Consider the following 23,224-nt stretch of genomic DNA (forward strand, 5'->3'; position numbering starts at 1 on the left):
CCATCTTTCCGTATCCAGCATGCCGGCCGAACCGCGTCCCGCAGATCGGAGGCGGAAACGGGCAGCCGGACCGCCCGTTCCACGATGTCAGTTGCGCAACCGTTTCAGCAGCGTCTGGGACGGCTCCCCGTCCGCTTCCATGCCGAGCCGCGACTGGATGGCGCTGATGGCGGCGCGCGAACCGGAACCCAGATTGCCATCGATTTCGCCGTCGTAATAGCCCATGGCCTTGAGGCGGCTCTGCAGTTCGAGCTTTTCCCGTACGTCCAGCGTTCCATGCGGCCGCGGCCAGGGCTGCACCATGCCGCCATAGCCGGCGATCTCGTCCGCGAGAAGGCCGACGGCCAGCGCATAGCTGTCGGCGGCGTTGTAGCGCTTCACCACGAAGAAGTTGCGCAGCATCAGGAAGGCCGGTCCCTCGGCGCCGGCCAGCAGCTTCAGCTCCGCTCGATCGCCGGGGCGTGGAAAATCCTTGCCGTTCGGCCGGATGAAGCCGAGCGCTGCCCACTGGCCGAGCGTCTTCGTCTGGCCTGCATAGCGTGCGGCGCCAGGCGGCAGCACCGCCTCGTAGCCCCAGGTCTTGCCCGCCTGCCAGCCGTTTTCCGCCAGAAGATTGGCGGCCGTCGCCAGCGCATCCGGAACCGAACTCCAGATGTCGCGCCGCCCGTCGCCATCGGCATCGACGGCATAGAGCAGGTAGCTCGTCGGAATGAACTGCGTATGGCCCATGGCGCCCGCCCAGGAGCCAGTCAGGTGCTTCGGCGAGATTTCTCCGGTCTGGAGGATCTTCAGGGCGGCGATCAGCTGCGTGCGAGCGAACTTCGCCCGCCGGGGATCAGCCCAAGCCAGCGTGGCAAGCGCCTGTGGAATGTGGTGCAGCCGCTCCGGCTGATCGAGAACGGCGCCGTAATTGGATTCCATTGACCAGATGGCGAGCAGCACGTGCTTGTCCACCCCGAAGCGATGCTCCAGCGCCTCCAGCAGCCGGCCGTGGCGCGCCAGCATCTCGCGACCGTTGCGCACGGTGAACGGATTGACGCGCGAATCCAGATACTGCCAGATCTCGGTCTTGAACTCCGGCTGGTAGTTGGCCTTGCGCAACACGTCCTCATCCGGACCCTTCACGCCCGCAAAGGCCTTGTTGTAGGTGGAGCGCGTGATGCCGTTTTCTGCTGCGGTGCGATAGAAATTGGCGACCCATGTCTTGAAACCGTTATCGGCTCTGGCATCTAATGGAGTGCTCGCCAGCGTCATGGCTGCGATCACGGAGAGGGCAAGTCCGGCGAAACGATGTGGGCTGAAAAATCTCATCGGCTGTCGTGTTCCTTGTGCTTTCCGGTCTCAAATTCGCCAGGATCGGGAACCACGCCCTGGCCGTCACGGCAGGATACGGCAGACAGTGTCAACAAATTCTTTACCATCACTACACTGCTCTGTCATTGTTTGTGAATATGTGGTGATTTTCGGATAACAGCGATTCCGCACCGCAATGATTGTAAGTGCTTTAGGAGGCATGAGTGGGACAACAGAAAATCCGTAAGGCCGTATTCCCCGTCGCTGGACTGGGAACCCGCTTCCTTCCAGCCACGAAGGCTGTACCGAAGGAAATGCTGACGGTCGTCGACAAGCCGGTCATCCAGTACGTTGTCGATGAAGCCGCGGAAGCAGGGATCGAGCATTTCGTGTTCGTTACCGGTCGCGGCAAAGGTGTCATCGAAGATTATTTCGACATTCAGTTCGAACTCGAACAGATGCTTCGCGAGCGCAACAAGAATGCCGAGCTGACCTTGCTTGCGGATCTTCTTCCCAAGGCAGGCACGGCAAGCTTCACCCGCCAGCAGGTTCCGCTCGGTCTCGGCCACGCCGTTTGGTGCGCGCGTGACATCGTCGGCGACGAGCCCTTCGCCGTCCTGCTGCCCGACATGATCATGTCGTCGGAGAAGAGCTGCCTCAAGGGCATGGTCGAACTCTACGACAAGACCGGCGGCAATGTTCTGGCCGTCGAGGAATGTGCACCGGAACTGGCGCACAAGTATGGCATCGTCGGCGTCGGCGAGAAGGTTGGCGAGGAAGGCTTCAAGATCACCGAAATGGTGGAGAAGCCGGCCAAGGGAACCGCACCGTCGAACTTCTTCATCAACGGCCGCTACATCCTGCAGCCGGAAATCTTCAAGATCCTGGAGACCCAGGAGCGTGGCGCCGGCAACGAGATCCAGTTGACCGACGGCATGCTGACGCTCGCCAAGTCGCAGGAGTTCGCCGGCTATCACTTCAAGGGCGAGACCTACGACTGCGGTGCCAAGGACGGCTTCATCCTGGCAAACCTCGCTTTCGCGCTGAAGCGCGGCGATATCCGCCCGCTGATCGAAGGCCCGCTGAAGGCCCTGACCTCCGGCCTCTGATCGGAATCGTCTGGTCGATTTTCAAACCCCGTGGCTTGCGCCGCGGGGTTTTCTGTTGCTGCCCTGCCGGTCGCGCCGGATGAGGGCGCGCCTGTCACCGCCGCAGGCTCACGCCAAGGCCGGCGCGCACCAGATTGCTGTCAGGGCCGCTTGCATTGCCTGTATGCTCATAGCCGAGATTGGCGGTGACATCGAACCAGCGGTTGAGGTTCCAGATCAGGCCGAAGCCGGTCTGCCAGTCGGTTTCGTCAGGACCAGCGGAAAAATCCCTTTGCGTGACGGAGCCGGTGAGGCGTGCCGTCAGGCGGCTCATCACCTGATGCGACAGGCCGGCGGTCCATTGATATTCCCGCCAGCCGTTGACCCCGGCGGTGGTCGAATCCTGCAGCGTGGTGCGCAGGCCGAAATCGACGTCGGTGCCCCGGTGCGGCGACCAGAAGAGGCTTCCATCAAGCGTGATGGCGCCGAGCGAGGCGAGGCGCGCATCCTCGTAGTCGACCACGGCATAACCGAGGCCCAATTCGCCGCGCAGCTTCTCGCCGAAATCGACCTGAAGACCGCCGCGGCCGCCATAGCTGTGCGAGGAACGGGCATAGCCGGAGACGTCGCGCGTCTCGTCATAGATCGCCCGGCCGAGGCTTGCCTCGATGAACGGGATGAGGGCGGGGGACAGTTCGTAGCCGAGACGCAGCCGGCCTTCCACCGCCCAGCGGTCGCGGTCGCCGAGCGAAAGGCGGCTGCCATCGGCAAATCGGGCCGCGCCATAGGTGGAACGTACGGCGGCAAGGCTGGCCGTGCCGCGCAGGATGCCGAAGTCGCGGGCGATGGAGGCGCCCGTGCTGTAGCGGTTGACGCCGGCCTGGGTGGTGGCGCCGCTGATGGCGTTCGGGTCGCTGGTATCCTCGCGCTCGAAGGCGTAGCCGCCGGTCAGATGCGCGACGGTTTCGTCGGCCAGATCGAGCCTCAGATCGGCATCGATGCGGCCCTCCGGTTTCGTGCTGGCGCTGCCGCTCAGATTGCGCTCATGCGTGCCTTCCGCCGTCACCGTCAGGGCGTGACGGGACCAGTCGGATGTCAGCGTGCCGTTGACGGCGGTGGCGGCATAGGTGCGGCGGGTCTCGCTGCCGCCGCTTCGGGTGCGCTCGCCGTTGATGCTCTCGTTGATCGTCGGGCGCAACATGAAGCTGCCAAGCCGGATGCCGCTGCCATCGTCGGAGAAGCGAGGCGCTGCATCGCCGCCGTCAATAGCCGCCTCCGGCAGGTTCTGCGGTCCCTCGATCAGCGTGTTCAGATCGTCGGCATCGGTGCCGTCCACACCCAGTGGCACGTCCTGCCGCAGGCCGGTGCGCAGGGTGGCGGCGCCAATCGGGTTCGGGTTGCGCCCGGCGGCCGACGTTGCGGCTTCGTCCGTGGTGACGATGTCGCTGCCCTCCGTCACGAGAGACTGTGCGGGCGCAAGCATCGGCACCAGCAGCACCGCCGCCGTCACGACCAGCGCCGCCGGCCGTGCGCGCCGGTCCGGTTTGCCGTGACGGAGAGGGATGCGGGACATGAACGGCCTTATGCGATGCGGATCCTGGCGGAATGCCATGATGAGCAAAGGCTAAAGGAACAGGGTTAATCCTTGGTTGCGGGCCGCTTGTGGTTCCTTGCACCGGCGGGACCGGGTGCCGCATGGACTTCCGTCGCCGGCCGCGCTATGGCAGGCCGCATGAACAGCAAAGCCATTCTTCCCGATCAGGCCGATGTGATTGCCTCGGCGCTGCGCACCATCTCCATCGAAAAGCGCGGGCTGACCGCGCTCGAGACAGCGCTTGGCAATGGCCTGGCGGAGCCCATGCGCCAGGCCATTGCGCTCATTGCAGGCATTACCGGCCGCGTCATCGTCACCGGCGTCGGCAAGAGCGGCCATATCGGCGCTAAGATGGCCGCGACCTTTGCCTCCACCGGCACGCCCGCCTCCTTCGTGCATGCGGCCGAAGCCAATCACGGCGATCTCGGCATGATTGCCGGCAATGATCTGGTGCTGGCGATCTCCAAGGGCGGCGAAAGCGCGGAGCTGAAGAGCATCATCGCCTATACGCGCCGCTTCTCCATTCCGCTGGTGTCGATCACCTGCGCGCCGCAGTCCTCGCTGGCGCGCCAGAGCGATGTGGTGCTGCTGGTGCCGGCCGAGCAGGAAGCCTGCCCGCACGGGCTGGCGCCCACCACCTCGACGCTGATGCAACTGGCGCTGGGCGATGCGCTGGCCGTTGCACTGCTGGAGGCGCGCGGCTTTACCGCGACGGATTTCCACGTCTTCCATCCGGGCGGCAAGCTGGGCGCGAGCCTCACCCATGTGAGCGACATCATGCATACCGGCGAGCGTCTGCCGCTGGTCCCGCGCGGCACGCCGATGCCGGAGGCGGTGCGCACGCTGTCCCGCAAGCATTTCGGCTGCGTCGTGGTTCTCGATGAGGACGGCACGCTGGCGGGCATCGTCACCGAAGGCGACATGGCGCGCAACCTGCACCGCAATCTCGGCGAACTCTGCGTCGATGACGTGATGACGACAACGCCGAAGACCATTGCCCCCACCACGCTGGCAACGGCCGCGCTCGGCCTCATCAACAAGCACAATATCGGCGCGCTGATCGTCGTTGACGAGGCGCGCAGGCCGATCGGCCTCGTGCATTTCCACGATTTGCTCCGGATCGGCGTCGCCTGACGGCGACGTCGTCTCGCAAAGCCCAAGGGTCAGCCGGCCACCGGCTCCACGATGAGTTCGTTGCCCGTCCAGGCGGCGACCCTGACCCGCATGCCGGCCGGCAGGTCCGGTCCGGAAACCGACCACCAGGTATCATCCAGCCTGATGCGGCCGCGGCCTTCGCGAATGGGCTCGGCAAGCGTCGCGGTGCGGCCGACAAGGCTCTCGCCGCGCCGGTTCAGCAAGGGTTCGTCGCTTTCGCCATCCGTGCGGGCAAACACACGCCGGCCGGCCAGCGTGATTGCGACGGCAAGCGCGGCAAACAGCATGAGCTGCACCTGCCAGCTCCAGGCGGCCTGATCCCACAGCAACAGCGAGGCGGCCCCAACCACCATGGCGGCAAGCCCGACCCAGATCAGGAAGACGCCGGGGGCGGCCAGTTCCGCCGCCAGCAGGATCAGTCCGAGGATCCACCAGCTCCACGGGCCGAGGGTGATGACCAGCTGCTGGATCATCGCCTCAGCTCTCGCTGCCCGGCCGGTTGAACGGATTGACGGCCGGCGTGCTGCGCGGGGCAGCCACGCCGCGCGGCGGCGATGGCTGGCCGGCCTGCGCCGGCTCGCCGAACACTTCGCGGGCAATCGCCCCGATGCCGCCGAGCGACCCGATCAGCGAGGAGGCCTCCATCGGCATCAGCACGATCTTGGCATTCGCGGCGGTGCCGATTGCGGCCATTGCCTCGGTGTATTTCTGGGCGACGAAGTAATTGATGGCGTTGACGTCGCCGCCGGCAATCGCCTGCGAAACCACCAGCGTTGCCTTGGCCTCGGCCTCGGCCAGGCGCTCGCGCGCTTCCGCCTCGCGGAAGGCGGCTTCGCGCTCGCCCTCGGCCTGCAGCACCGCGGCCTGCTTGGCGCCTTCGGCGCGCAGGATCTGCGCATTGCGCGAACCTTCCGCCTCCAGCACCTGCGCACGCTTCTCGCGTTCGGCCTTCATCTGGCGGGCCATGGCCTCCACCAGATCGCGCGGCGGCTGGATATCCTTGATCTCGACGCGGGTGACCTTGATGCCCCAGGGGCCGACAGCCTCGTCCACCACCCTGAGCAGGCGCTCGTTGATCAGATCGCGGTTGGACAGCAGTTCGTCGAGATCCATCGAGCCCATCACCGAGCGGATATTGGTCATGGTGAGATTCTGGATCGCATTTTCCAGATTGGCGATCTGATAGGCTGCCTGGGCCGGGTTGAGGATCTGGTAGAAGGCCACCGCATCGGCCGAGACGCTGGCATTGTCCTTGGTGATGACCTCCTGGGTCGGCACGTCCAGCACCTGCTCCATCACGTTCATCTGCGCGCCGACGCGGTCGATGAACGGGACGATCAGGTTGAGGCCGGGATCGAGCGTGCGGGTATAGCGGCCGAAGCGTTCCACCGTATAGCGATAGCCCTGCGGCACCGTCTTGATCCCGGCAAACAGCACCAGAATGACGAAGACCACGAGCGCAATGACGAGAATGTCGAAGCCGGACAGATCCATGTGTCCCTCCAAGGGTTCCTGTGGGTGCCAGAGATGTATGGTCTCCAACTGCCCGGCACCAGAGCCAATCGACATCCCCATCGTGAATTGCGCGGATTGCGGAATTCCGCTATCAGCCGCTCGGGTCACCCTCCGGTCGCAGCCTACCCGGTCAAAACAAGGATACCTGTCATGAAAACCCTCGTCGTCTGCTCCGGCGGACTGGATTCCGTTTCGCTGGCCTACAAGGTCGCGGCGGAACATACCCTTATCGGCCTGATCTCCTTCGATTACGGTCAGCGTCACCGCAAGGAGCTGGAATTTGCCGCGCTGGCGGCGAAACGGCTCGGCGTGCCGCATGAGATCATCGACATCTCCAACATCGGCCGGCATCTGTCCGGCTCGGCACTCACCGATGACGTGGCGGTACCGGACGGGCATTATGCGGAAGAGACCATGCGGATCACCGTGGTGCCGAACCGCAATGCCATCATGCTGGCGATTGCCTTCGGTCTTGCCGCCGCCCGCCAGGCGGAAGCGGTGGCGATTGCCGTGCATGGCGGCGACCACTTCATCTATCCCGACTGCCGCCCCGGTTTCATCGACAGCTTCCAGGTGATGCAGGACCATGCGCTGGAAGGCTATGCCGATGTGGTGCTGCATGCCCCCTTCGTGATGGGCTCGAAGGCCGACATCGTGACCGAAGGCGCCAGCGTCGGCACGCCCTTTGCCGAAACCTGGTCCTGCTACAAGGGCGGCGAGCGGCACTGCGGCCGTTGCGGCACCTGCGTCGAGCGGCGCGAGGCCTTCCATCTGGCCGGCGTCGAAGATCCGACCGTCTATGACGATCCGGATTTCTGGAAAGCGGCAACCGCCGGCTTCCGGGCGGATGAGGTCTGACAGCCCATGTACCGCATCACCAAGGAATTTCACTTTTCCGCCTCGCATCAGCTTGGCCACCTGCCGGCCGATCACCAGTGTGCCCGCCTGCACGGCCACAATTACATCGTGGTGGTGGAACTGGCCGGCGAGACGCTGAATGCCGACGGCTTCGTGCGCGACTATCACGAGCTGAAGGTGCTGAAGGCCTATATCGACGACCACTTCGACCACCGGCATCTGAACGACGTGCTGGGTTCCACGATGAGCACGGCGGAAAACCTCGCCCGGCATTTCTACGACTGGTGCAAGGCGCGCTTTCCGGAAACGGCGGCCGTGCGGGTCAGCGAGACGCCCAAGACCTGGGCGGAGTATCGCCCGTGACGACAGCGGAAGGATCGCTGATCCGCATCAGCGAGATTTTCGGGCCAACCATCCAGGGCGAGGGCGTGCTGATCGGCCAGCCGACGGTGTTCGTGCGCGCCGGCGGCTGTGATTTTCGCTGTTCGTGGTGTGACAGCCTGCATGCGGTGGAAAGCCGCTTCCGCGCCGACTGGCAGCCGATGACGGTGGAGGCGATCTGGGCGGAGGTTGAGGCGCTGTCGAACGGCAGGCCGCTGATGGTGTCGCTCTCCGGCGGCAATCCAGCCATTCAGCCGCTGGGGGGCCTGATCGCCCACGGCCACGCCCGCGGCTATCGCTTCGCGCTGGAAACGCAAGGCTCCGTCGCACGCGCGTGGTTTGCCGATCTCGACGTGCTTGTGCTTTCGCCGAAGCCGCCCTCCAGCGGCATGGCCTTTGACGCGCAGGCGCTGCAGGCCTGTGTCGAGACGGCGGCAAGCGGTCCGCGCACGGTGCTGAAATTCGTGATCTTCGACGAGGCGGATTTTGCCTTTGCCCGGCAGGTGGCAGGCCTCTGTCCGGCGCTGCCTGTCTATCTCCAGCCCGGCAACCACACACCACCGCCGCCGGAAGCGGAGGATGCGGTGATCGACCTCGACGGCATCATGGGCCGCATGCACTGGCTGGTGGACCGGGTGATGGCGGAGGGCTGGTTTACGGCGACCGTTCTGCCGCAACTGCATGTGCTGCTGTGGGGAAACCGGCGCGGCGTGTGAACGCGCTCTCATTCCATCTCTTGATTGGTGCATCAACGGCGTCCGGCGCAGTCTGCCCCAAAGCCATGCCGGGACCCATCATGAACGACGTTCACGCCTATCTGAGCCGTGATCGGCTCAAGTCGATTTCCCTCCTGAAATATCTCCAGTCCCATCCGGAGCATACCGAGAGCTTTCATGTGCGCGGAGAGGAGGGCGAGGCGGTTCTGGTGATGCTGCAGGTGGCCGCCAGCGCCTATGATCGCTCGACCTATCCGGGCGCCCGGCTCGTCTGTTTCATCGCAAGTGACGGTCCGGGCCTCACGCGCCGGCTGCTCGGCCATGTGCCGCGCGGCGCCCCCCTTGTCTTCAAGCTGTCGCGGGCGGCCGATCATGCGGTGGTCGCCGATTACTTCGCCCTGACACGCACCACCTGCTTCCACAGCTTCCGCCTGCCTTCCGGCTGCGGCTGGCAGGCGGAGCGCGATCTCGTCCGAATGGCGCCGAGTGCCGCCGGCTGGCGCTTGTTCGAGCAGCGCGGCTATGCGGCCGAGTGGCTGCGGCGGCTGATCGATGGGGGGCAGGCCTTCGTGGTGGAGGCAGGGGAGGCTGGCGAGACGCTGTCGGTCTGCTTTGCCTTCGAAAACAGCCCGGGCATCTGGGAGGTGGGCGGTCTTGCCACCCATCCGGCCGCGCGACGGCGGGGCCTTGCCGCGCGGATCGTGCGCACCGCCTTTGCCGAACTCGATGCGCGCGGATATCAGGGGCGCTATGTGGTGGAGGAGAGCAACGGGCCATCGCTGGCGCTCGCCCGTGCTCTGGGGCTCACCGAATTCCTGCGGCTCACGCACTACCTCTCCGCATGAGGGCGGCGGGTGGCCTTTACACCCAGCCCATCAGTTCGCGGCGCACCACATGCTCGATCACCGCCATGCCTTCCTGGCTGTCGTTCAGGCAGGGAATGTGGGCAAACTTCTCGCCGCCATTGTGCAGGAAATCCTCGCCGGCTTCCTCGGCGATTTCCTCGAGCGTTTCCAGGCAGTCGGAGACGAAGCCGGGGTTCAGAACGGCGATGCGCTTGACCCCTTCCTTCGCCAGCTTCTCGACGGTCTTGTCGGTATAGGGCTGCAGCCATTCCTCAGGTCCGAAGCGGGACTGGAAGGTGACCATCAGCTTCTCCTTGGGCCAGCCCAGCCGGTCGCGCAGCAGGCGCGTCGTCTTGTAGCACTGGCAGTGATAGGGGTCGCCCTTCTTGAAGTAGGACATCGGAATGCCGTGATAGGAGGTCAGCACGATCTCCGGCTCCCAGTCGAGCGTGGCGAGATGCTTCTCGATCGAGGTTGCCAGCGCGTCGATATAGACCGGGTCGTCGTGATAGCGCGGCACCGTGCGCAGCGCCGGCTGCCAGCGCATCTTCAGGAGCGCCTTGAAGGCCTCGTCATTGACGGTGGCAGTGGTGGCCGCCGCATATTGCGGATAGAGCGGGAAGAGCAGGATCTTTTCGCAGCCCGCCTTCTGCATCTCGTTCATCTTGGCCTGGATCGCCGGCTGGCCATAGCGCATTGCCCAGTCCACATGCACATGCGGCATGTCCCGGAAGCGCTCGGCGAGCTTTTCCGCCTGGTTGCGCGTGTAGGTGCGCAGGAAGCTCTCGTCGAGTTCCTTGTTCCAGATCGATTCATAGGCCTTGCCCACCTTCTGCGGCCGCTTGTTCAGCACGATGCCGTAGAGGATCGGATACCAGAACAGCCGCGACCACTCGATCACGCGCCTGTCGGTCAGGAACTCTTCCAGATAGCGGCGCATGGACTTGTAGTCCGTGCCGTCCGGCGTGCCGAGGTTGACGAGCAGAACGCCCACCTTGCCGAAGCGGACCTCCGGATGATCGGCGGGCAGATGGGTGGCGGGGGCGTTCATCATTTCGGTTTTCCTGGGAGCATGTGGTCTATCCGGCTTCACTACGCGCAACGGATGCGAATGGTTCTATCTAGAAACAAAAAACGGCCCGGGGAAGCCCCGGGCCGACGGCAATGTCGTGACAAAAGGTCTTACTTCTTCGGAGCCACGTAACCGGCCGGCGTGGCATCAGTGATGCGGCCGTCGGTGTAGGGCTTGTAGGGGTTGTGCGCCGTCAGATACTCGGCCACGGCCTGTTCCAGGTTCGGCCCGAAGTCGTAGGGGTTGATGGCATTGGTGGCGAACATCTTGAAGCCGTCGCCGCCGCCGCGGACATAGTTGTTGGTGACGACGCCGTAGGTCTTGGCCGGATCGAGCGGCACGAAGGCATCGCCTTCCTTGACCATGACGTTGCTGACGCGGCTGCCGACCGGCTTGGAACGGTCGAAGGTGTACTTCAGGCCGGCAACCTGGGCAAAGCGGCCGGCGCCGTCCTCGATCTGGCTGACGCCGTTTTCGAGCGCGGCCTGGATGTCGGCACCCTTGATCTGGAAGGTGGCGATCGTGTTCTGGAACGGCAGCACGGTCAGCACTTCGCCCATGGTGACGTCGCCCTGGTCGATCGAAGCCCGCAGGCCGCCGCCATTGACGATGGCAATGGTGATGCCCTGGCCCTTGACGCGGTCAAGCGAGGCATCGGCCACCAGATTGCCCATGGTGCATTCCACGGCGCGGCAGGACTTGCGATCGCCATCGATCGTGGTTTCGGACGAGCCGACCACCTTCTTCTTCAGCTCTTCCAGCGGAGCGCCGAGTTCCTTGACCTTGGCGCTGTAGGCTTCGTCCGGCGTGACGGAGGCATCGAGCAGCTTCGGCGCGCCGGTCGCGGACTTCACCACGCCCTTGTCGTCGAAGGTGACCTTCAGCTCGCCGAGATACTTGGAATAGGCATAGGCGGTGACGACCGGAACCTCGACGCCCGACGGGTTCTTCACGAGGGTCGGATAGGGGCCGGAGGCCTTGGGATCGGTGGAGGAGAGGTAGGTGTGGCTGTGGCCGCCGACGATGACGTCGATGCCGTCCACGGCAGCGGCGATTTCCTGGTCCTTGTTGTAGCCGACATGGGTCAGCGCGATGATCTTGTTGACGCCCTGCGCCTGGATCTCCTTCACCGCAGCCTTCAGGTAGGTGATCTCGTCTTCGAACTTGATGTCCGGGCCGGGGGAGGAGGTTTCGGCGGTGTCTGTTGCCAGAACGGATACCACGGCCACCTTCTGGCCGCCGATCTCCTTGATCACATAGCCCTTGTACTTGCCGTCGAGCAGCGAGCCCTTGGCCGGAATCGTGTTGCCGGAAATGATCGGGAACTTCAGTGCGCCGATGAACTTGTCGAGTTCCTGCGGGCCATCATCGAATTCATGGTTGCCGATGGCCATGACGTCGAAGCCGATGCCGTTCATGAAATCGGCCACCGGGGCGCTCTTGAAGGTGCTGTAGAACAGCGAGCCCTGGAACTGATCGCCGGCATCGAGAACCAGCAGGTTGGCGCCCGGATTGTCCTTGCGGAAGCCATCGACGGCGCTCTTCACGCGGGCGATGCCGCCGAAGCATTCCTTGGCGTCCTGTTCCTTGGCGGTGCAGGTCGAATCGTACTTGTTGATCGCCTCGATGCGCGAGTGCAGATCGTTGATGTGGAGGATGTCGAGCTGGTAGTCCGCAAAGGCAACGCCTGCGGACAGGGCAAAGGTCGCCGCGGCGACGACACTGAAACCGACTCTTCTGATCATCCTGGTTTTCTCCTGTTGCTTGGGCGACGTCCCTTGCGCCCGTTCCGCCTGCTTATAATTGTGCTTTGTGACACGCATGTCATAAGCCATGTTTTCATCGGCGTCAGGCGACTTCAAGAGAAATATGACAAAGGTGCATCTTCCATGTGCTGCAACTGATACAGGAAACCCCGCCGGAGCGGGGTTTTGCTGCAGGTCGGCTTGTGGATAACCTCTGAAGGTTGTCTCAGCCCTGATGGCGCATCAGCGAGAACTGCGAACCGGTATCGGAGGTGCAGTTCAGCTGGTTCGGCGTGACGAGCGCGCAGTTGACGCGCGACTGGGTCTGCCGGACGATCGAGGTCATGTTGATTTCCACCAGCGTCGGCGAGGTGTTGATGTAGGTGCCGGTGGCAAGCAGCGCGTTGTTGTCGGTCGAGCGGGTGTTGAACGTACCGCCCTGGAAGGTGGACACGATGCCGTTCGGATCGACCCAGCTGCCTTCGACGCCCTGCGGCTGCGCGGGTGGCAGCGGGCGCGGCTCCGGCGAGGATACACAGGCCGACAGCATCATGGCGGCGGCAACGAGCGCGAGGCTCCCTTTTGTCTTCATTCTTTCGTCTCCCGCGATTCGGACGCAAGCATCATCAGGAACCGACGATGGCGCGAACGCTAATCTAATGCAAGGCGGCCGCTTTGACAGGGGCCGCCCTGCGGGCACTCACGACCGCTTCCCGAAGGCTCGGCCGGCGGGCGCATGCATCAGTTGCGCACCAGAATGTTCTTGAACTGCCACGGGTCCTTCTCGTCCAGATCTTCCGGGAAGAGACCCGGGCGACCGTCGAGCGGCGTCCAGTCGGTATAGTGGCCTTCAACCGGGCCAAGATAGGGCGACTGCACTTCAAGGCAGCGCTTGTAATCCATCTCGTCGGCTTCGACGATGCCGGCCTTCGGGTTTTCCAGCGCCCAGACCATGCCGGCGAGGACGGCGGAGGTTACCTGCAGGCCGGTTGCGTTCTGGTAGGGAGCGATCTGGCGGGTCTCTTCCAGCGACAGGCGCGAACCATACCAGTAGGCGTTCTTTTCGTGGCCGTAGAGCAGCACGCCGAGTTCGTCGACGCCGTCGACCAGTTCGTTCTCGTCGAGAACATGCAGAACCGGCTGCGCATTGCCGCCATTGCCGAACATTTCGTGCAGCGACAGAACCGCGTCATTGGCCGGGTGATAGGCATAATGGCAGGTCGGGCGGTAGACGGCTTCGCCATCCTTCTCGACGGTGAAGAAGTCGGCGATGGAAATCGATTCGTTGTGGGTGACGAGGAAGCCGTATTGCGGGCCGGGCGTCGGGCACCAGGTGCGCACGCGGGTATTGGCGCCCGGCTGCTCCAGATAGATCGCCGCCTTGCAGCCCTTCTTGTGCTTCTTGGCGTTCTTCGGCATCCACTTCTCGTGCGTGCCCCAGCCGAGTTCGGAGGGCTGCAGGCCTTCCGAGATGAAGCCTTCGACCGACCACGTGTTCCAGAACACGTTGAGCGGCTTCGGGTTCTTGGTGCGCTGGGTATCGCGCTCGGCGATGTGGATGCCCTTGACGCCGACCTTCTTCATCAGCTTGGCCCAGCCTTCGCGATCATCGAAGGCCGGCTCTTCTACGTCGATGCCGACATCCCTGGCGATGTTCAGCAGGGCCTGCTTGACGAACCAGGAAACCATGCCCGGATTGGCGCCGCAGCAGGAAACGGCAGTGGTGCCGCCGGGGTTCTTCTTCTTTTCCTGGCGCACGGTCTCGCGCAGCGCGTAGTTGGTGCGGTCGGCATTCTTCATGCTCTTGTCGAAGTAGAAGCCGAGCCAGGGCTCGACGACGGTGTCGATATAGAGCACGTCCAGCTTGCGGCAGAACTTGATGAGGTCGAGCGAGCCGGTATCGACCGAAAGATTGACGCAGAAACCCTGGCCTTCGCCTTCGGTCAGAAGCGGCTTCAGCAGTTCCTTGTAATTGTCCTTGGTGACATGCGCCTGGATGAACTTGACGCCATGCTTTTCCAGGATCGCCTTGTCGTCGTCACGCGGATCGATGACCACCATGCGGCTCTTGTCGAACTTGAAGTGCCTCTCGATCAGCGGCAGCGTGCCGCGACCGATGGAGCCGAAGCCGATCATGACGATCGGACCGGTGATTTCGGCATAAACCGGATGGGTGGTTTCAGTCATGTTGAGCTCCTTCGGCCCCTCGGATGATCAAGCAGTGAGGGCCGTGTTGCGGCAATGGTTGCGTGCGCTTTCGGCGGGGTCGAGACCCATCCTCATCGGGTTTCGACCCTAGACCACAAATCGCGCCCACAATAAAGAGGGCGAACACAACAGGGCTATGGCAGAACCTGTGAAAGTTGAAGCCTGTCGGCCGCCCCGCTCAGTCGCGTAATCAGCGCCTCGCGTTTGCGGGAAAGCCCCTTGTAGGCTGCCTGTTCCTCGGTCAGTTCGCCAAGCTGGCGGGCGAGCGCGCGCATCAGGCCAGCGCCGTCCGGCTCGCGGGCAAGGGCCGTGATCGGATCGAGATAGATGCGGATGGTGAAGAGGATGTCGCCGCTTTCGGGCAGCTTGCGCAGCGTCTGGCGCTCGACGCGCAGCACCGCCTGTTCCGGCGGCAGGTCCGGCATCACGCGCTGGCTCTTCGCCTTTGGCAGAAACAGCCGGTCGGTCCAGTTCAGCGACCAGTTGAGGCGCTTGACCGCGCGATCGACCGGCAGGCGGTCGAACATGCGGTTGATCAGTTCCGCATTGCGGCTGCCGCCCTGAAAATCCGGCACCTCCGCATGCACTTCGTCCATCACCCGGCCGAATTTCTCTTCAAGCGACCAGGAGGAGGGGAAGGCGACGAAGGCGGCGGCGATGCGCCAGCCGGCATCTCCCCGGCGCATCAGGACAAGATCGTCCTGCACCAGAAGTCCTGCCATCTCGAGCGCGGGGCGGGCTTCGTCGGCAAGGTTCACCGCCGGTGCGGCCTCGATCTCGATGCGGTTGCCGATCCTGCGGTAAAGATCGGGGTGGCGCTCCGGCAGGTAGGCGGCCAGCAGCGCGAGCACCTCGGCCTGCGCCTCCTCCGTGCCGGCTTCCGCTTTGAAGATCATCTCCCGGTGGCTTTCGAGCAGCCGGCGCTTTTCTGCGAGATAGGCGGCAAGATCGCCATCCGGCTCGATCCAGTCGGCCAGATCGAGCTGCGCAAGCCCGATGGTGAAGGGCGTCGCGGAGCCGTCATAGGGGGTATAGGTGGGCATGGCGTTCCTCCGGCGGCAGCCGTGTCGTCAGCCGGCGCCGACAAGCTCGGCAGCAATCAGCCCGCGCAGCGAATTGCCGACGAAGAGCCTTGCACCCTCCAGGTCCTTCGGCAGGAGCACTTCCGAGCGGGCCTTGCGCTCGCGGATCAGTTCGGCGCGCAGCACGCCGGGCAAAAGACCACTGCTGAGTGGCGGGGTGACCAGCTGCCCGTCGGCCGCTTCCACGAACACGTTGGTGATGGTGCCTTCGCAGACCTCGCCGCGCTCGTTGAGCAGCAGAACCTCGTCGGCTTCCTCCGGCGAAAATTCGGCGCGCGCCGCCTCGTAAGGCTCGCGCCGCGTCGTCTTATGACGGTAGAGCGCATCATCGGACACCATCCGGTGGCTGGCGATCCGCAGGCGCCACACCCTGCCCTCGGGTTCCGGCACGAAGGGTGTTGCGGCCACCTCGATCTTGCCGCGATAGGTCATGGTGAGCCGCACGCGCAGCGGCTCGCTGCCGCTCACATGCTCCTTCAGCTGTTCCAGTACCTGTTGCGGCGCACGAAAACCCAGTGCATCGGCCGAGCGGGTCAGGCGCCGCACATGCTGGTCGAGCCTGAGAAAGCCCTGATCCGGTTCCCAGCGCAACGTTTCGATCAGCGAGAAATCCGCTGCCGGTTTACTGCGAAGCGCGCTTTTAGCAGACATTCTTCATATTCCGTCTCGGCCTTCGAATCGAACACGATGCCGCCGCCGACATTGAAGACGGCATTGCCCGTCTTGAAAAGGGTCAGCGTGCGGATGGCCACCGAAAAACGCATCGGCCCGGCCGGATCGCACCAGCCGATGGCGCCGCAATAGACATCCCGCGGACCCGTTTCCAGTCTGCCGAGGATCTGCATGGCCCACATTTTGGGCGCGCCCGTGACCGAGCCGCAGGGAAACAGCGCCTCAAGGATCTCCGGCAGGCCTGTTTCGGGCAGCAGCCTGGCCTGCACATGGCTGACCATCTGGTGCACGGTCGGATAGGTCTCGATGGCAAACAGCCTGGGCACCGAGAGCGTGCCGACCTCCGTGATGCGCGAGATGTCGTTGCGCAAAAGATCGACGATCATGCGGTTTTCGGCCTGGGTCTTCTCGTCGGCCAGCATGGCGGCAATGATTGCCTCGTCTTCTGAAGCCGTGGCGCCGCGCGCGGCGGTGCCCTTCATCGGATGGGTCTCGATCATCCGCCTGTCGTCCACCTTGAAGAACAGCTCCGGCGAACGGGACAGGATCACCGGGCCGCCGCGTGCCGCCTCAAGATCGATCAGCGCGCCGTAACGCACCGGCTGCCGCTCGACCAGCGACCAGAAGGCGTGGCGCGGATCGCCGCGAAAGCGGGCGGCGATCGGCATGGTGAGGTTCGCCTGATAGCAGTCGCCCTGTCTGAGATGGCGGTGCAGGCGGTCGAAGCGCGCCCGGTAGGCCGGAAAATCCCAGGCGGCCCGCGGCTCTGTGAGGAAGGGGGCGGCTTCGTCCTCGCCGCTCACCCCCTCGGGCGGCACGGCCAGCGGATGGCCGGGCGCTTCGGGGCCTTCGAACAGGCCCATGCAGATCAGCGGCGTCTCGCGATCGGGCACGATCAGATGCCGCAGCTTCTCCTCGAAGATATGGCCGGCCTCATAGGAGATATAGCCGGCAAGCCAGAGGCCCCGGCGTCGCGCCGCCTCCAGCCGTTCGAGCGCCGGCAGGATCTCGTCCGCCCGGTGCGCGGTGACGACCTCCACCGGCCTGGTGAACAGCAGGCTCTTCTCGTCCCGGTCATCGCGAAACAGGGCGTAGCGGAGGTCGTCTGTCATGCGGGCGATCGTGCGGTTTCCTGTTGCTTGCGGTCTTCCCTTGGCGAGAGATGGCGGCAAGGTCAACAAGCAAGAGAAGCGCCGGCCGCCAATGGAGGGGGCCGGCCTCGTCGTTGTTGGCGCCGGCTCGCTGGCGGGTTCTCGTGGAGCGTTACACCTGGTCGAGCGCCGCAAGCTCGTCGATCAGCCCCTCGATCATCGAAAGCCCCTTGCTCCAGAAGGCGGGATCGGTGGCGTCGAGGCCGAAGGGGGCAAGCAGTTCCGAGTGGTGCTTGGTGCCGCCGGCCTTCAGCAGGTCGAAATACTTCTGCTGGAAGCCGCTTTCGGCGTTCTGGTAGACTGCGTAGAGCGAGTTCACCAGGCAGTCGCCGAAGGCATAGGCATAGACGTAGAAGGGCGAATGAATGAAGTGGGGGATGTATGTCCACCAGGTTTCATAGCCCTCCGAGATGCGGATGGCCGGGCCAAGGCTCTCGCTCTGCACCGAAAGCCAGAGTTCACCGATCTGCTCGGCGGTCAGTTCGCCCTCGCGGCGCGCCGTGTGCACCTTGCGCTCGAAATCATAGAAGGCGATCTGGCGCACGACGGTGTTGATCATGTCCTCCACCTTCTGGGCAAGCATGGCCTTGCGCTCGCGCCGGTCGGTGGTGCGCTCCAGAAGTGCGCGGAAGGTCAGCATCTCGCCGAACACGGAGGCGGTTTCGGCCAGCGTCAGCGGTGTCTGGCACATCAGCGCGCCCTGCTCGCCGGCCAGCACCTGATGCACGCCATGCCCCAGTTCATGGGCGAGCGTCATGACATCGCGCGGCTTGCCGAGATAGTTGACGAGCACGTAAGGATGGGCGGAAGGCACGGTCGGATGGGCGAAGGCACCGGGCGCCTTGCCGGCGCGGGCGGGCGCGTCGATCCAGCCCTCGTCGAAGAAGCGGCCGGCAATCGCGGCCATTTCCGGCGCGAACCGGCCATAGGCGGCCAGCACCGTTTCCTTTGCCTCGTTCCAGGGAATGAGCGCGTTCGGGCTTTCCGGAAGCGGGGCATTGCGGTCCCAGAAATTCATCTGCTCCATGCCGAGCCACTTGGCCTTCATCGCATAATAGCGATGGGAGAGGCGCGGATAGGCCTCGCGCACGGCCGCCGCGAGCGCATCCACCACCTCGCGCTCGACGCGGTTGGCGAGGTGGCGCGAATCGGCAATGTCCTCGAAGCCGCGCCAGCGGTCGCCGATTTCCTTGTCTTTCGCCAGCGTGTTGGTGATCAGCGTGAAGACGCGCAGGTTTTCGCCGAAGGTCTTCGACAGGGCGGCCGCTGCCTTGCGCCGGGTTTCCTCATCGGGCTCCTGCAGCAGGTTCAGGGTGCGCTCCAGCGGCAGTTTCTCGCCGTCGAGGTCGAAGCGCAGATCCGCCATGGTCTCGTCGAACAGACGGTTGAAGGCGCCGGCGCTGGTCATGGACTTTTCGAGGAACAACTGCTCCAGCCGGTCGTCCAGCTGGAAGGGCTTGTCCTTGCGCAGGTCGAGCAGCCAGGGCGCGTAATGGGCGGCCCGCTCGTCGGCCTTCAGGCAGGCGTCGATCTGCGAATCATCAATGCGGTTCAGCTCGAGCGGGAAGAACAGCAGGTGGGCGGAAAGATCCGTCAGTTTTGCCTGCACATCACCGAAGAACTTGCCGTTGGCGGGACTTGCGGTATCTGAATAGTAGGTAAGGCCGGCAAACGAGCCGATGCGGCCGACCAGGTCGTCCAGCGCCTCGTATGCGGCGATCGCAGCCCCCAGCCCTTCGTCGCCCGTGCGGGCCGCAGCATCCGAAAGCCTGCCTTTCCACCTGGTTTCGAAGGCAAGCGCCATCTCCATGGCGCGGGAAAGATCGTTAACGAATTCGGTACTGTCGCGCGAAGGGTAGAGGTCCTCGAGCTTCCAGACCGGCAAATCGCCAAGATCGGCATCGGACGGACTTGCGGCGCTGGCTCCATTCGATACAAAGGGAATCTGCCTGAAAAGGTTGCTGCGACTGGCGGAAAAGGCGGATGGCACGATCTGGCTCCCTTGTAATCTCTGATATATTCAGGTGTCTGGTTGTTTTCATGGCTGGCGGGTAAAATGCAAGCATTTCTCAAAACGGGATGTTTAAGCCTGCCTGAGACAACCTTGCATACTGGGTCCCGCTGTGGGACAAAGACATGATTCTGGAGCGAGCATGACGGCCCATATTCTTGTTGTCGACGATGATCCCGTTCAGCGGCGCCTCTTGAAGAACGCCGTGGAGCGCTATGGGCATGCGGCCCACCTGGCCGAGAACGGCCGGATCGCGCTGGAGTTCCTCAAGCGGAACCCGAGCCAGTTCAACGTGATCGTGCTGGACCTGATGATGCCGGAGCTCGATGGCCTCGGCTTCCTGCAGGCGGCCGGCGAAATGGGCATCGATATTCCGGTGATCGTGCAGACCGGGCAGGGCGGCATCGATACCGTCGTGCAGGCCATGCGGGCCGGCGCCTTCGATTTCGTTGTCAAGCCCGTCTCCCCGGAGCGAATCGCCGCCTCCATCTCCAATGCGCTGAAGGTCGATCATCGCGAGGCGAAGGTGCGTGCCGTGCGCGGCGACCGCAGCACCAGCGTCAGCTTCGGCGATATCGTCTCGGCAAGCCCCGAAATGCTGCGGGTCATCGATCTCGCCCAGCGCGCCGCCCAGTCGAACATTCCCGTGGTACTGGAAGGCGAATCGGGCGTCGGCAAGGAAATGATCGCACGCGCCATCCAGGCCGGCGGCGAGCGGGCGGCCAAGCCCTTCATCACCGTCAATTGCGGCGCAATCCCCTCCAACATGGTTGAAAGCGTGCTGTTCGGCCATGAGAAGGGCGCCTTCAGCGGTGCGACCGAACGCCATGTGGGCAAGTTCGTCGAGGCCGATGGCGGCACGCTCTTCCTCGACGAGATCGGCGATCTGCCGCTCGACGTGCAGGTCAAGCTGCTGCGCGCCGTGCAGCAGGGCGAGATCGAGATCGTCGGGGCCGGAAAGACGCAGAAGGTGGATGTGCGCCTCGTCTCCGCCACCAACAAGGATCTGATCGAGGAGGTGCGCGCCGGTCGCTTCCGCGAGGATCTCTACTACCGGCTCAACGTGTTCCCGATCACCATTCCGGCGCTGCGCCGGCGCAAGGAGGACATTCCGCATCTCGCCCGCGTGTTCACCGAGCGCTTCTCGGCCGAACAGAAGCTGGAACATGCGCTGCAGGTCGGACCGGGCGCGCTTGCGCTTCTGACCGCCTATGACTGGCCGGGCAATATCCGCCAGCTGGAAAACGCAATTTTCCGCGCCGTGGTGCTGGCCGAAGGGCCGGAACTGACGGAGAAGGACTTTCCGCAGATCGCGGCCCAGATTCCGGACTTCCAGAGCCCGGAACTTCTGGCCACCGCCGTGGAGCCGGCCAGGGCGGAGGATGCCGACGAGGCAGATGCCGGTTTTGCCGAAGCCTATCGCCAATCCCGCGCCGATTCGGCGCTCGCGCATCCGATGTTCGGGGGACCTGAGAACATCATCGTGAGCACCGACGAGACGGGAGAGGTTCGCAAGCTTGCCGATGTGGAGGAGGAACTCATCCGCTTCGCGCTGAAATTCTATCGCGGCCAGATGAGCCAGGTGGCGCGCAAGCTCGGCATCGGCCGTTCGACGCTCTATCGCAAGCTCAAGGATTACGGGATCGATCCTGACGACCCTTTGAAGGAGGCGGCGTAACCCCCACGCCGCCTCGCTCCTATTGATCTGGCCGTTCGAAAATTCGCATATTCATCTTCGGGCAAGTATGGTCGGTCACCCTTCGTCAACCTTTCAGTAGGGATTTGTTGACTATGAAGGAAGGACTTGTGCACGTGTGGCAGATTTGCCATCGTGTAACCGCAATTCACGGTCATGTGAGACAACGCCTGATGTTGTCTGTCAGACGGGGAACGACTTGCCGTATCAGTATGCAGTTTCAACGCCTTCGGGTGACAGCGGATGGCGGCCGGCAAGGCGCTTGGCTCAGGAATTCCTGAAGCGCGTCGCGGTTGCCTTCCTCTCGTTGGCGCTCAGTGTCTCGGCCGTTTCCATGCAGGTGCGTTCCGCCGCCGCGGCTGGCGAGACCCGCACACTGAAGCTTTATTTCGTCCATACCGGCGAGCGTGCCGAAATCACCTTCAAGCGCAATGGTCGTTTCGACCCCAAGGGTCTGCAGGAACTGAACCGCTTCCTGCGCGACTGGCGGCGCAACGAGCCGACCCGCATGGACCCGCGCCTGTTCGATCTGGTGTGGGAGGTCTATCGCCGCGTCGGCGCCACCGATTACATCCATGTCGTCTCCGCCTATCGTTCGCCCACGACCAACGGCATGCTGCGTTCGCGCACCAAGGGCGTGGCGAAGAACAGCCAGCACATGCTGGGCAAGGCCATGGACTTCTTCATCCCGGGCGTGAAGCTTGCCACCCTGCGCCGCACCGCCATGCAGATGCAGGTGGGCGGTGTCGGCTTCTATCCCACCTCCGGCTCGCCCTTCGTGCATCTCGATGTCGGCAGCGTGCGCGCCTGGCCGCGCATGCAGCGTGACGAGCTGGTGCAGCTCTTCCCGAACGGCAATACCATGCACATTCCCGCCGATGGCAAGCCGTTGCCCGGCTACGAACAGGCGGTTGCCGATTACAAGCGTCGCGTCGGCTCCGAATCGATCCAGATCGCCGGCACGGCCGGCGGTGCGGCCTCGTCCAGCCAGCGCAAGCGGCCGGATACCCTGATGGCCATGCTGTTCGGCGGCAGCGGCGACGAAGACGAGGATGCCGAATCCATCGCCGCGCCGGAGGCTGCGCCGCAGCGCCCGGCCGTTCGTGCGCCGGTGCAGCAGGCCGCCGAACCGGAAGAGGAAACGGCGCCTGCCGCTCCCGTTGCCACGGCACCCGTCGCGGTTGCCGCGCTTGCGCCGGACGTGACCGCGCCGGTGCCGCTGGCCCGGCCTGCCTTCAGGGATGCGGCCGCCAATGGCGGGCTTGCCACCGCGCTGCTGCCGTCGTCGCGCAACGCCGCCCAGGAAGCGCTGCAGGCGGCTCTGCCGGTTGCGCCGGCAATGCCGATGGCGCGTCCGGATGACGGTGCTGCCCAGCCCGTCGATCTGGCAGGCGTGGCGGTGCCTGTACCGACCCTGCTTGGCCCGCGTCGCATGCAGGGCGATGCCGAGCCGAGCGGCATCGTGACCGCATCCGTCAATGGGGGGGAGGCGGCGGGCGTGCTGCTGGCCTCCGTTCCGGTTCCGGCGCATCGTCCGGACTCTGTCGCGCCGCCGGCACCGTCCGTGGCAACCGCTGCCGCCTCCGGTCCGCAGCCCGTTCCGCCTCTGTCGCGCCAGCCGGTGCTGACACCCACCATGCTGGTCGAGGTGGCACGCAGCGCCAATTATTACCGTACGGCCGCGCATCAGCCCGCGCCCGCCGAGCCCAGCGTCGAGGTCGCCTCGGCCGAGCAACCCTCCGCCAATGACGAGGTCGGCCGCATGATCTTCAACGACGGCTTCGATCCGCCCAAGGCTTCGGGCGTCGGCGCGCCCGGCAAGGTGGTCAAGGGCGGTGCGGTGACGAAGCTTGGCGGAACACCCGCCAATCCCGGCACCAAGGTGCTGACCGGCAACATGCTGGCGGCCTGGGCGACGGCGACCAGGCGCACGGATGCGGTTGCCTCGATGAAGGCACCGCGCCTGATCACCCGTGCGATCAGCAGCGATTATTCCGCAGCCTACAGCGAAGGGTTCAAGCCGGTCTCGACGACCGCGAACATCGATCCCAACCGCTTCAGTGGCGCAAACCCGGCCAAGCCCTGAGGCGCCCGGGTCCCTCCCTGCCGGCAGCCTTCAAACGAAAATCCCGTCCACACCGG

General features: G+C 64.3%; 19 protein-coding genes and 2 pseudogenes. 9 read left to right on the forward strand and 12 right to left on the reverse strand.

The window, feature by feature from the left end; translation table 11 throughout:
- Positions 1-87 precede the first annotated feature (87 nt).
- Positions 88-1,254, reverse strand: a complete 1,167-nt coding sequence (locus KLP42_RS05210) for a lytic murein transglycosylase (protein WP_252192810.1) — start codon at positions 1,252-1,254, stop codon at positions 88-90.
- A gap of 263 nt (positions 1,255-1,517) precedes the next feature.
- On the opposite strand from KLP42_RS05210, the gene galU reads away from it, so the two are divergent.
- Positions 1,518-2,402, forward strand: coding sequence for a UTP--glucose-1-phosphate uridylyltransferase GalU (gene galU, locus KLP42_RS05215; RefSeq protein ID WP_215565127.1), 885 nt, complete (start codon positions 1,518-1,520; stop codon positions 2,400-2,402).
- A gap of 94 nt (positions 2,403-2,496) precedes the next feature.
- Here the strand turns inward: galU and KLP42_RS05220 are convergent, their stop codons facing one another.
- Complete coding sequence (locus KLP42_RS05220) at positions 2,497-3,954, reverse strand: outer membrane beta-barrel protein (RefSeq protein ID WP_215565128.1); 1,458 nt, start codon at positions 3,952-3,954, stop codon at positions 2,497-2,499.
- Positions 3,955-4,113: 159 nt separating this feature from the next.
- Here KLP42_RS05220 and KLP42_RS05225 point away from each other — a divergent pair, with 159 nt between their 5' ends.
- Positions 4,114-5,109 carry a KpsF/GutQ family sugar-phosphate isomerase gene (locus KLP42_RS05225; RefSeq protein WP_215565129.1) on the forward strand — a complete coding sequence of 332 codons (996 nt, stop codon included), beginning with the start codon at positions 4,114-4,116 and terminating at the stop codon, positions 5,107-5,109.
- A gap of 29 nt (positions 5,110-5,138) precedes the next feature.
- Here the strand turns inward: KLP42_RS05225 and KLP42_RS05230 are convergent, their stop codons facing one another.
- Both KLP42_RS05230 and KLP42_RS05235 read right to left on the reverse strand, forming a co-directional pair.
- Positions 5,139-5,603 carry an NfeD family protein gene (locus KLP42_RS05230; RefSeq protein WP_215565130.1) on the reverse strand — a complete coding sequence of 155 codons (465 nt, stop codon included), beginning with the start codon at positions 5,601-5,603 and terminating at the stop codon, positions 5,139-5,141.
- Positions 5,604-5,607: 4 nt separating this feature from the next.
- Positions 5,608-6,624: an SPFH domain-containing protein gene (locus KLP42_RS05235; RefSeq protein WP_215565131.1), complete on the reverse strand. Its 1,017-nt coding sequence runs from the start codon at positions 6,622-6,624 to the stop codon at positions 5,608-5,610.
- A 171-nt stretch (positions 6,625-6,795) separates the two neighbouring features.
- Here KLP42_RS05235 and queC point away from each other — a divergent pair, with 171 nt between their 5' ends.
- The 4 genes from queC (at position 6,796) to KLP42_RS05255 (ending at position 9,445) form a co-directional block, all read left to right on the forward strand.
- Complete coding sequence (gene queC, locus KLP42_RS05240; protein WP_215565132.1) at positions 6,796-7,503, forward strand: 7-cyano-7-deazaguanine synthase QueC; 708 nt, start codon at positions 6,796-6,798, stop codon at positions 7,501-7,503.
- Positions 7,504-7,509: 6 nt separating this feature from the next.
- Positions 7,510-7,866, forward strand: coding sequence for a 6-carboxytetrahydropterin synthase QueD (gene queD, locus KLP42_RS05245; RefSeq protein WP_215565133.1), 357 nt, complete (start codon positions 7,510-7,512; stop codon positions 7,864-7,866).
- Positions 7,845-8,600, forward strand: a complete 756-nt coding sequence (gene queE / locus KLP42_RS05250; protein WP_252192812.1) for a 7-carboxy-7-deazaguanine synthase QueE — start codon at positions 7,845-7,847, stop codon at positions 8,598-8,600. Before queD ends, queE begins: the two co-directional genes overlap by 22 nt.
- A gap of 80 nt (positions 8,601-8,680) precedes the next feature.
- Positions 8,681-9,445: a GNAT family N-acetyltransferase gene (locus KLP42_RS05255; protein ID WP_215565134.1), complete on the forward strand. Its 765-nt coding sequence runs from the start codon at positions 8,681-8,683 to the stop codon at positions 9,443-9,445.
- Between the two features lie 16 nt (positions 9,446-9,461).
- On the opposite strand, the gene hemH is transcribed toward KLP42_RS05255, so the two are convergent.
- The 8 genes from hemH to KLP42_RS05295 form a co-directional block, all read right to left on the reverse strand.
- The gene (hemH, locus tag KLP42_RS05260) at positions 9,462-10,496 is read right to left on the reverse strand and encodes a ferrochelatase (protein ID WP_215565432.1); all 1,035 of its coding nucleotides are present in this window, start codon (positions 10,494-10,496) and stop codon (positions 9,462-9,464) included.
- Between the two features lie 131 nt (positions 10,497-10,627).
- A complete protein-coding gene (locus tag KLP42_RS05265) occupies positions 10,628-12,262 on the reverse strand; it encodes a bifunctional metallophosphatase/5'-nucleotidase (protein ID WP_215565135.1) in 1,635 nt (544 codons plus the stop codon).
- A gap of 226 nt (positions 12,263-12,488) precedes the next feature.
- Positions 12,489-12,854 carry an outer membrane lipoprotein Omp10 gene (gene omp10, locus KLP42_RS05270; RefSeq protein WP_215565136.1) on the reverse strand — a complete coding sequence of 122 codons (366 nt, stop codon included), beginning with the start codon at positions 12,852-12,854 and terminating at the stop codon, positions 12,489-12,491.
- A 149-nt stretch (positions 12,855-13,003) separates the two neighbouring features.
- Positions 13,004-14,449, reverse strand: coding sequence for a homospermidine synthase (locus KLP42_RS05275; RefSeq protein WP_215565137.1), 1,446 nt, complete (start codon positions 14,447-14,449; stop codon positions 13,004-13,006).
- A 155-nt stretch (positions 14,450-14,604) separates the two neighbouring features.
- Positions 14,605-15,513, reverse strand: a complete 909-nt coding sequence (locus tag KLP42_RS05280; RefSeq protein ID WP_215565138.1) for a heme-dependent oxidative N-demethylase family protein — start codon at positions 15,511-15,513, stop codon at positions 14,605-14,607.
- Between the two features lie 27 nt (positions 15,514-15,540).
- Positions 15,541-16,203: an aminotransferase class IV family protein gene (locus KLP42_RS05285; protein WP_215565139.1), complete on the reverse strand. Its 663-nt coding sequence runs from the start codon at positions 16,201-16,203 to the stop codon at positions 15,541-15,543.
- A complete protein-coding gene (locus KLP42_RS05290) occupies positions 16,152-17,336 on the reverse strand; it encodes an aminodeoxychorismate synthase component I (protein ID WP_215565140.1) in 1,185 nt (394 codons plus the stop codon). Before KLP42_RS05290 ends, KLP42_RS05285 begins: the two co-directional genes overlap by 52 nt.
- Positions 17,337-17,487: 151 nt before the next feature.
- Positions 17,488-19,320, reverse strand: a complete 1,833-nt coding sequence (locus KLP42_RS05295) for a M3 family oligoendopeptidase (RefSeq protein ID WP_215565433.1) — start codon at positions 19,318-19,320, stop codon at positions 17,488-17,490.
- 208 nt (positions 19,321-19,528) lie between these two features.
- Here KLP42_RS05295 and KLP42_RS05300 point away from each other — a divergent pair.
- From KLP42_RS05300 to KLP42_RS05305, 3 genes and pseudogenes are all read left to right on the forward strand, one after another.
- Positions 19,529-20,714 (forward strand): annotated as a pseudogene (locus KLP42_RS05300) (sigma-54-dependent transcriptional regulator); the annotation flags it as partial.
- Positions 20,715-20,887: 173 nt separating this feature from the next.
- A pseudogene (locus KLP42_RS27385) lies at positions 20,888-21,064 on the forward strand (helix-turn-helix domain-containing protein); the annotation flags it as partial.
- A gap of 217 nt (positions 21,065-21,281) precedes the next feature.
- Positions 21,282-23,168, forward strand: coding sequence for a peptidoglycan L,D-endopeptidase MepK (locus KLP42_RS05305; protein WP_502941266.1), 1,887 nt, complete (start codon positions 21,282-21,284; stop codon positions 23,166-23,168).
- Positions 23,169-23,224 lie beyond the last annotated feature (56 nt).

The sequence above is a fragment of the Rhizobium sp. CSW-27 genome (genome assembly GCF_018760785.1).
Taxonomy (GTDB): domain Bacteria; phylum Pseudomonadota; class Alphaproteobacteria; order Rhizobiales; family Rhizobiaceae; genus Neorhizobium.

What these genes read in the sequence shown, in the direction of transcription:
- hemH (WP_215565432.1), bottom strand. Translation starts at nt 10,496, where the DNA reads ATGAACGCCCCCGCCACCCATCTGCCCGCCGATCATCCGGAGGTCCGC.
- KLP42_RS05285 (WP_215565139.1), bottom strand. Translation starts at nt 16,203, where the DNA reads ATGTCTGCTAAAAGCGCGCTTCGCAGTAAACCGGCAGCGGATTTCTCG.
- KLP42_RS05220 (WP_215565128.1), bottom strand. Translation starts at nt 3,954, where the DNA reads ATGTCCCGCATCCCTCTCCGTCACGGCAAACCGGACCGGCGCGCACGG.
- queD (WP_215565133.1), top strand. Translation starts at nt 7,510, where the DNA reads ATGTACCGCATCACCAAGGAATTTCACTTTTCCGCCTCGCATCAGCTT.
- KLP42_RS05275 (WP_215565137.1), bottom strand. Translation starts at nt 14,449, where the DNA reads ATGACTGAAACCACCCATCCGGTTTATGCCGAAATCACCGGTCCGATC.
- KLP42_RS05225 (WP_215565129.1), top strand. Translation starts at nt 4,114, where the DNA reads ATGAACAGCAAAGCCATTCTTCCCGATCAGGCCGATGTGATTGCCTCG.
- KLP42_RS05265 (WP_215565135.1), bottom strand. Translation starts at nt 12,262, where the DNA reads ATGATCAGAAGAGTCGGTTTCAGTGTCGTCGCCGCGGCGACCTTTGCC.
- KLP42_RS05255 (WP_215565134.1), top strand. Translation starts at nt 8,681, where the DNA reads ATGAACGACGTTCACGCCTATCTGAGCCGTGATCGGCTCAAGTCGATT.
- KLP42_RS05290 (WP_215565140.1), bottom strand. Translation starts at nt 17,336, where the DNA reads ATGACAGACGACCTCCGCTACGCCCTGTTTCGCGATGACCGGGACGAG.
- KLP42_RS05235 (WP_215565131.1), bottom strand. Translation starts at nt 6,624, where the DNA reads ATGGATCTGTCCGGCTTCGACATTCTCGTCATTGCGCTCGTGGTCTTC.
- queC (WP_215565132.1), top strand. Translation starts at nt 6,796, where the DNA reads ATGAAAACCCTCGTCGTCTGCTCCGGCGGACTGGATTCCGTTTCGCTG.
- KLP42_RS05210 (WP_252192810.1), bottom strand. Translation starts at nt 1,254, where the DNA reads ATGACGCTGGCGAGCACTCCATTAGATGCCAGAGCCGATAACGGTTTC.
- KLP42_RS05230 (WP_215565130.1), bottom strand. Translation starts at nt 5,603, where the DNA reads ATGATCCAGCAGCTGGTCATCACCCTCGGCCCGTGGAGCTGGTGGATC.
- omp10 (WP_215565136.1), bottom strand. Translation starts at nt 12,854, where the DNA reads ATGAAGACAAAAGGGAGCCTCGCGCTCGTTGCCGCCGCCATGATGCTG.
- KLP42_RS05280 (WP_215565138.1), bottom strand. Translation starts at nt 15,513, where the DNA reads ATGCCCACCTATACCCCCTATGACGGCTCCGCGACGCCCTTCACCATC.